At 69.2% G+C, this 6,500-nt stretch carries 7 protein-coding genes; 4 read left to right on the top strand and 3 right to left on the bottom strand.

The window, feature by feature from the left end; genetic code table 11:
* Window positions 1–112 precede the first annotated feature (112 nt).
* Entirely contained in the window at window positions 113–1,096 is a 984-nt protein-coding gene (locus ACH49X_RS19405; RefSeq protein ID WP_323124105.1) for a helix-turn-helix domain-containing protein, read from the bottom strand.
* On the opposite strand from ACH49X_RS19405, the gene ACH49X_RS19400 reads away from it, so the two are divergent.
* Window positions 1,096–1,887, top strand: a complete 792-nt coding sequence (locus tag ACH49X_RS19400; protein ID WP_357208821.1) for an SDR family oxidoreductase — start codon at window positions 1,096–1,098, stop codon at window positions 1,885–1,887. The genes ACH49X_RS19405 and ACH49X_RS19400 overlap by 1 nt on opposite strands.
* A 1-nt stretch (window position 1,888) precedes the next feature.
* Window positions 1,889–2,965: a diacylglycerol kinase gene (locus tag ACH49X_RS19395; protein ID WP_357208820.1), complete on the top strand. Its 1,077-nt coding sequence runs from the start codon at window positions 1,889–1,891 to the stop codon at window positions 2,963–2,965.
* A gap of 578 nt (window positions 2,966–3,543) precedes the next feature.
* Here ACH49X_RS19395 and ACH49X_RS19390 read toward each other — a convergent pair.
* Window positions 3,544–4,596: an aminotransferase class V-fold PLP-dependent enzyme gene (locus ACH49X_RS19390; RefSeq protein WP_195078973.1), complete on the bottom strand. Its 1,053-nt coding sequence runs from the start codon at window positions 4,594–4,596 to the stop codon at window positions 3,544–3,546.
* A 98-nt stretch (window positions 4,597–4,694) separates the two neighbouring features.
* Entirely contained in the window at window positions 4,695–5,171 is a 477-nt protein-coding gene (locus ACH49X_RS19385; protein ID WP_357103523.1) for a nuclear transport factor 2 family protein, read from the bottom strand.
* A gap of 169 nt (window positions 5,172–5,340) precedes the next feature.
* Between ACH49X_RS19385 and ACH49X_RS19380 the strand changes: the two genes are divergently transcribed.
* Both ACH49X_RS19380 and ACH49X_RS19375 read left to right on the top strand, forming a co-directional pair.
* Complete coding sequence (locus tag ACH49X_RS19380; protein WP_195078975.1) at window positions 5,341–5,601, top strand: three-helix bundle dimerization domain-containing protein; 261 nt, start codon at window positions 5,341–5,343, stop codon at window positions 5,599–5,601.
* Window positions 5,602–5,746: 145 nt separating this feature from the next.
* Window positions 5,747–6,478 carry an IclR family transcriptional regulator gene (locus tag ACH49X_RS19375; protein WP_357103519.1) on the top strand — a complete coding sequence of 244 codons (732 nt, stop codon included), beginning with the start codon at window positions 5,747–5,749 and terminating at the stop codon, window positions 6,476–6,478.
* Window positions 6,479–6,500 lie beyond the last annotated feature (22 nt).

Genomic DNA, 6,500 nt, shown 5'->3' with positions numbered 1-6,500 from the left:
TGGTACTGCACTCGACAGGGTGTGGGAGAGTAGGACACCGCCGGAACATCCTTTCACGAAAGGCCCTCGACACAGTCGAGGGCCTTTCGTCGTTTCTGGAAAATTCCAGGAATTACTTGCCATGCCGGCCGGCGGTGAGCGCGGTCGTCAATTCGGCTGCCGTGCCGCGCGTCGCATCGATGAATTCGTCGCGTTCCACGCGCGTCGTCGCGGCACGCAGCGGTCCCAGCTGAATTTCGTAGGCCGCGGTGCCGCTCGCGTCGAAAACCGGGGCCGCGAGATAACTCAGCGGCAATATGTCGTCCGAATCCAATTCCGCCCGCGTGAAAGGCCGGGACGTGAGCGCGGCGAGCTGGCGAAGAGCGCGAGTACGCAGATGCGGTCGAAGCAATTCGGATCCGACCGCGCCGAGCAGATCGGCGAGAAGATCGACCATGCCCGCATCATCCGCGCGCGGCCGGAACACCGCGACCCCGCGTTCGTGCACCAACGCCAGCAGCGCACCCGCCATACGCTGATCCGCCCCGGTGGCAGTGCCCAGCCAGGTGTTCTGCTCATTCGCCGGACGCCACGGCATCACACTGGCCCCGGCGGGGAATTGCAGCGGAATGCGATGTCCCACCGGGATTCCCGGCACCACTCGGTCGACGCCGTGCCGGACGTCGAGCACGGTGAGCCGATCCGGTTCGATGCGGCTGAACGTGGCGCCGTAACCGGTCCGGGCGGCCAGGCCGGCGAGAAGTTCGCCCACGTCATGGGGAAGCGCGGCCCCGTGCAATCCCACCAGAGCCGGACCGATGCCGTAACCGCGCGCCGGATCGCGCACGACCCAACCGGCCGTATCCAATTCGGCCAGGATCGCGGTCGCGGTCGCGCGGGCTATGCCCAGCCGTTCGGCGATGCCTGCGACGCTGATCGGCTCCCCGGAAGTCGCCAGCAGCGACACGATATCGACGACGCGACGCGTCGGCGGCGACGCGGATCGGTCCGGCATGGCGGCAACCTCTTGTCCCGGCTCGGGTGAGCGACCTACGATGACGAATATTAGATCACAGACTGTCGAATATTCGTCAGTTCGACGGGTAGGGAGCGCCAATGATTCTGGATCTGTTCCGCATCGATGATCAGGTCGCCATAGTCACCGGCGCGGGTCGTGGCCTGGGCGCGGCTATCGCGGTCGCTTTCGCGGAGGCGGGCGCGGATGTCGTCATCGCCGCCCGCACCAAGAGCCAGCTCGACGAGGTTGCCGAGCGGGTCGCCGCCGCCGGACGGCAGGCGCACGTGGTGCCCGCGGATCTGAGCGACGCCGAGGTCACGGCGGCGCTCGCCGGGGCGGCTGTCGAACGCTTCGGGCGATTGGACATCGTGGTCAACAACGTGGGCGGCGCGCTGCCGTGCCCGCTGTTGGACACGACGCCGCAGGCATTGACGGAAGCCTTCGAATTCAATGTCACCAACGCGCACGCCCTGGTCAGGGCGGCGGTGCCGCGCATGCTCGAAACAGCAGGTGGCGGTTCGATTCTCAACATCACGTCCACGATGGGGCGGCTGCCAGGACGTGCATTCGCGGCATACGGCACCGCCAAGGCCGCTCTCGCCCACTACACCAAACTCGCCGCCCTCGATCTGAATCCGCGTATCCGGGTCAACGCCATCGCGCCGGGCTCCATCCTGACCTCCGCGCTGGAGGTGGTCGCCGCGAACGACGCCATGCGGGCGGAGTTGGAGTCGAAAACGCCGCTGCACCGGATCGGCGAACCCGAGGACATCGCCGCGGCCGCGCTCTATCTGGTGTCGCCCGCGGGGAAGTACCTCACCGGCAAGATTCTCGAGCCGGACGGCGGCTTGATCGTTCCCAACCTCGACCTCCCGATCCCGGACCTGTGACATGACATATCGCGTAGTGCAATGGGGCACCGGCAATGTGGGCAGGCATGCCCTGGCCGGCGTGATCGCCCATCCCGAACTGGAATTGACCGGCGTGTGGGTGTCCGGTCCCGCCAAAAGCGGCACGGATGCCGGAACGCTCGCGGGGCTGGATCATCCGGTGGGAGTCACCGCGACGACCGACGCGGACGCGTTGCTCGCGTCGCGTCCGGACTGCGTCGTCTACTGCAGCATGACCGACAACCGGCTCTTCGAGGCCGTGCAGGATCTGCAGCGCATCCTTGCCGCGGGGATCAATGTCGTCGCGTGTGCCCCCGTGTTCTTCCAGTATCCCTACGGTGTGCTGCCCGACGAGCTGCTGAAGCCGGTGGAAGAGGCGGCAGCGCAGGGCAATTCGTCGCTGTGGGTGAACGGCATCGACCCAGGTTTCGCCAACGACCTGCTGCCGCTCGCGCTCGCGGGGACCTGTCTGCGCATCGACCAGCTGCGCTGTCTGGAGATCGTGGACTACGCCAGCTACGACAATCGCGCGGTCATGTTCGACATCATGGGCTTCGGCAAGCCCATGGACGAGACGCCCATGCTGTTGCAACCCGGCGTGCTGTCGCTCGCCTGGGGCGGCACGGTTCGTCAGCTCGCGGCCGGGATCGGGGTCACCCTCGACGCCGTCACGCAGACCTACGAGCGCATCCCCGCGCCGGAGTCGTTCGACATCGCGACCGGGCACATCGCCGAGGGCACCGCGGCGGCGCTGCGCTTCGAAGTCAGGGGCATGGTCGGGGACACGCCCGTCACGGTGCTCGAGCACGTGACCCGGCTGCGCCCCGACCTGTGTCCCGACTGGCCGCAGCCGGCGGACCCGGAGGGCTCCTACCGCGTCGAGATCACGGGCGAGCCGAATTACGCGCTGGACCTGGTGACCTCGAGCCGCAACGGGGATCACAACTACGCGACCGTCCTGGCGACCGGCCTGCGCATCGTCAACGCCATTCCCACGGTGGTCGCGGCACCCGCCGGAATCCGCACCGCGCTGGATCTCCCGCTGATCACCGCTCCCGCGCACCGCCCTGGCCGGTGATCGCCGCGTCGGCTGCGCGGAGGTTCCGGCTCGATCGGGTTCCCAACTGATTCGGGGCGGCGGTTCGGCGGTCCGCGACCGGCGGCGGGGCTTCAAGGCATGCCGCGCCGCCGGTCCCGACCCGCCCGGCGGTCGCGGCCGCCACGGGGACTGACATCAGGATCAGGGCGGACCCGAGCACGGTAGACCGGGGGACCCGCAACCGCACCCTCGGTCGCGGGTCCAACACTGGATCTGCCGGACGGCTTCGGAACCGGCACTGCTCTGCTCCCGCAAGCCCATCAGTCCCAGCGCCTGACTGCTGCTCGACCGATCAGGACCAGGACGGACCGAGCACAGTAGGCCGGCTCTCGGCACGAGCAGTCCCCGCTCGACCTCAGCCTTCGGCCAGCGCGCGCAGCAGAGTGTTTTTGCCAGACGCGCTGCGGCCGATCGGACCGCGGTCACGCGCTGGAGCTGACAGGCTGGCGGGAGCAGTGCCCGCTCGACCTCATCCGCGAGCTCCAGTCGCGGGTCCGCAGTCGAGATGCGGTTGCGGACCCACCGGCCTACCGTGCTCGGGCAGCAGGCGGCGGGATCTACCCGGCGCGCAGTGCGGACAGCGCCCGTTCGACATCTTCGGCGCTGTTGTAGAAATGGAAGGCGAACCGCAGACCGCCGCCACGGGCCGAGGCGACCACCTCCGCCTGTTCGAGCCGGGCCGCCAGATCGCCCGCGCCAGGAACGGAGACGATCGGCGAGCGCGCATCGACCGGCTCGAAACCCAGTGCGCGCAGTCCCGCTCGGAAATCGTCGGCGAGTTCCAGGTCGTGTGCGCCGATCTTGTCGACGGTGAGTTCCTCGATCAGCGACAACCCTGCCAGCGCGGCCACGACGCCGAGCCAGTCGGGCGTCGTGTCGAAACGGCGTGCCGTCGCGGGTAGCGCGCTGGGGCGGTAGAGCTCCGCCCAGCGGTCCTCGGCGGCATACCAGCTGGAACCGATCGGGCGCAGCTGCGGGACGAGTTCGGGCGGCGTGGCCAGGAACGCGACGCTGCGCGCGCCGATCAGCCATTTGAAGCTGGCGCAGACCCAATAGTCCGCGTCGGCGAAGCGCAGTGGCAGCCAGCCCGCGGCCTGGGTGGCGTCCACGAGCAGGCGCGCGCCGTTGGCTCGGGTGACCGCGCGCAGTTCGGCGAGATCGGTGACCCGGCCGTCCGCGGATTGCACGACGCTCACCGCCACCAGCGCGGTCTCCGGCCGCACCTGGGCGGCCAGCTCCGCCAAGGGCGCGAACCGCACGGCCAGGTCGCCCCGGTAGACGAAAGGCATGGACACCGAGGCGAATTCGCCTTCCGGCAGCAGCACCTCCGCGCCGGGTGGCAGTGCCGCGGCCACGGGCGCGATCAGCCCCGCGACACCGCTGCCGAGCGCTATGTCGTCGGCGGTAGCGCCGTCGAGCAGCCGGGCGAACCCCGCGCGCAGGTCGGGTACCAGCAGGTCCACCTGGGAGGTCGGCCCGTTGCGGCCGGTCGCCCAGCTCGCGCTGGCATCGCGCACCGCGGCAAGGGCACGGGCGGACGGCAGACCGAAGGAGGCGGTGTTCAGATAGGTGATCTCGGGAGTGAACTCGTCAGGCGCTAGCGAGGGCATGGTGGCAGCATCCGCCGGGCGGCGCGGGACCGTCCAGCGCCACCGGGCGGATAGTGGACCGATTTCGCGCGACTATCGGGTGGCGCCCGGTGCGCCCGTCACTTGTCCGGCGCCCACATGTTGGACAGCAGGTGGAAGCTGGGTGTGTCCGACAGCGACTGCATGGATTCGTAGACGCGCCGGTAGGCCGTGGAGGCGATGCGCCACTTGCCGTCGGCGTCTTGGCGGTAGGTGTCGGTGTAGTAGCCGGCCCCCCGGATCAGTACCCCGTACTCGGTGGCGATCACGGTGTCCTCGAACGCCCAGGATCCGGTGGCCGTCGCGCCGTCGACGACGATCTCGGGGTGGTTGGCGATATGGACCGTGACCAGCGAGGGCCCGAGGTTCTCCCGCATGAACGCGGTGATGGCCGCACGGCCGTCGAGCTGTAGCGGCTCGCCCATGGCGTGCGTGCCGTAGCGCCCCTGCGCGTCCGCGGCGAGGGTGTCGGCGAACTCGTCCCACTCTTTGAGGTCGAGGGTGCGGAAGTAGCGATACTTCAGCTGGCGGACGGCTTCGATGGCGTCGAGATCCATCTGTCGAGCCTGGCACGCGCAGCTTCCACAGACAAGAACGTGTTCTATTTTGGTGGATTTCGGCCGAGGGTGTCGAGCCGGCACGACCGGGTATTCGTGGGACGGGCGTTGCCGTGCGGTCACGGCAGCGCCGAGGTGCCCGATCTCGTCACGACCAGGGGAATTCGCGATGACCGACCGTCCCGCCACCCACCAGCCGAGCCAGGAAACCGCCCTCGATCAGGAACTCGCGCTGAAAGCTGCCGCGCGGCGCTTGGAGAACGAATTCGGCGGCGTCGTCAGCGAAGCCGCGATCGAGGACCATCTCCAGGCCTCCTACGACCAGGTCGCCGACCACGCCACCGTGGTCGGTTTCTTGCCGCTGCTGGCCGAGCGGAACACCCGCGAGTGGCTGTTCGCCCAGGCTGATTCCGGGCACGGGTCCGCTTAGTGCCCTCTAAGCTCTACGCGAGCACGCGTGGAGGTTGTTGGCAATGACGGTCGAGGTGATGACCGATCCCGAGCCGGGGGAGTTACCGTACGGATCAGGATCGGCAGCACGACCGAGCCCGCCTCCGGTATCGATGATCGAGCGGATGACGCTGATTCTGGAGGCGTTCGACGGCGCTACGCCGACGCTCACCCTCGTCGAACTGTCCGAGCGCACCGGGCTGCCGCGCTCGACCGTGCATCGCATCCTCGATCAATTGGTCCGGTTGCGCTGGCTGGCGCACGCGCCCGGCGGTTACCGTCTCGGCCTGCGCACACTGGAGTTGGGCGGCCTCGCCGCCGACCACAACGAGATCCGCGACGCGGTGAGTCCGCTGCTGCACGACGTGTGCCGGCAGACCGGCATGGTCGGCCACCTCGGCGTTCTGGACGGCCACGATGTGCTGTACCTGGACAAGATCGGCGGCCGGATCGCCGCGAGCGTGCCCACCCGGCTCGGCGGCCGGATGCCGGCGCACAGCACCGCCCTCGGCAAGGCGCTGCTGGCGACGCTGGACCCGAGCATCGTGGAGGCGTCCTTCCGGGATCGCCTGCCCCAGTTGACCGCCCGCACGCTCGCCGACCGCTCCGAACTGCATCGCGAACTCGGCCGCATCCGCAACCGCCAGGGCGTCGCCGTCGACAACGAGGAATCCGTGCCCGGCATCACGTGCGTGGCCGTGCCGATTCGCGGTCGCGGCGCGGCGGTGGCCGCGGTGTCGCTGTCGAGCCGGGCCTGCGCCGACGTGGCGGCGCCGGACACCGCGCGGCTGGCTCGTGCGCTGGCCGAGATCGCCCGTGAGGCAGCGCGAACCCTCTGCCCTCGATACAGGCGGTGAAGGGGGCCTGCTCCGGTGCGCA

This window comes from Nocardia sp. NPDC019323, from assembly GCF_044389845.1.
Lineage (GTDB): Bacteria > Actinomycetota > Actinomycetes > Mycobacteriales > Mycobacteriaceae > Nocardia > Nocardia implantans.
This window is presented reverse-complemented; position numbering and strand designations above follow the sequence as displayed.

What these genes read in the sequence shown, in the direction of transcription:
- ACH49X_RS19400 (WP_357208821.1), top strand. Translation starts at nt 1,096, where the DNA reads ATGATTCTGGATCTGTTCCGCATCGATGATCAGGTCGCCATAGTCACC.
- ACH49X_RS19395 (WP_357208820.1), top strand. Translation starts at nt 1,889, where the DNA reads ATGACATATCGCGTAGTGCAATGGGGCACCGGCAATGTGGGCAGGCAT.
- ACH49X_RS19390 (WP_195078973.1), bottom strand. Translation starts at nt 4,596, where the DNA reads ATGCCCTCGCTAGCGCCTGACGAGTTCACTCCCGAGATCACCTATCTG.
- ACH49X_RS19385 (WP_357103523.1), bottom strand. Translation starts at nt 5,171, where the DNA reads ATGGATCTCGACGCCATCGAAGCCGTCCGCCAGCTGAAGTATCGCTAC.
- ACH49X_RS19380 (WP_195078975.1), top strand. Translation starts at nt 5,341, where the DNA reads ATGACCGACCGTCCCGCCACCCACCAGCCGAGCCAGGAAACCGCCCTC.
- ACH49X_RS19375 (WP_357103519.1), top strand. Translation starts at nt 5,747, where the DNA reads ATGACGCTGATTCTGGAGGCGTTCGACGGCGCTACGCCGACGCTCACC.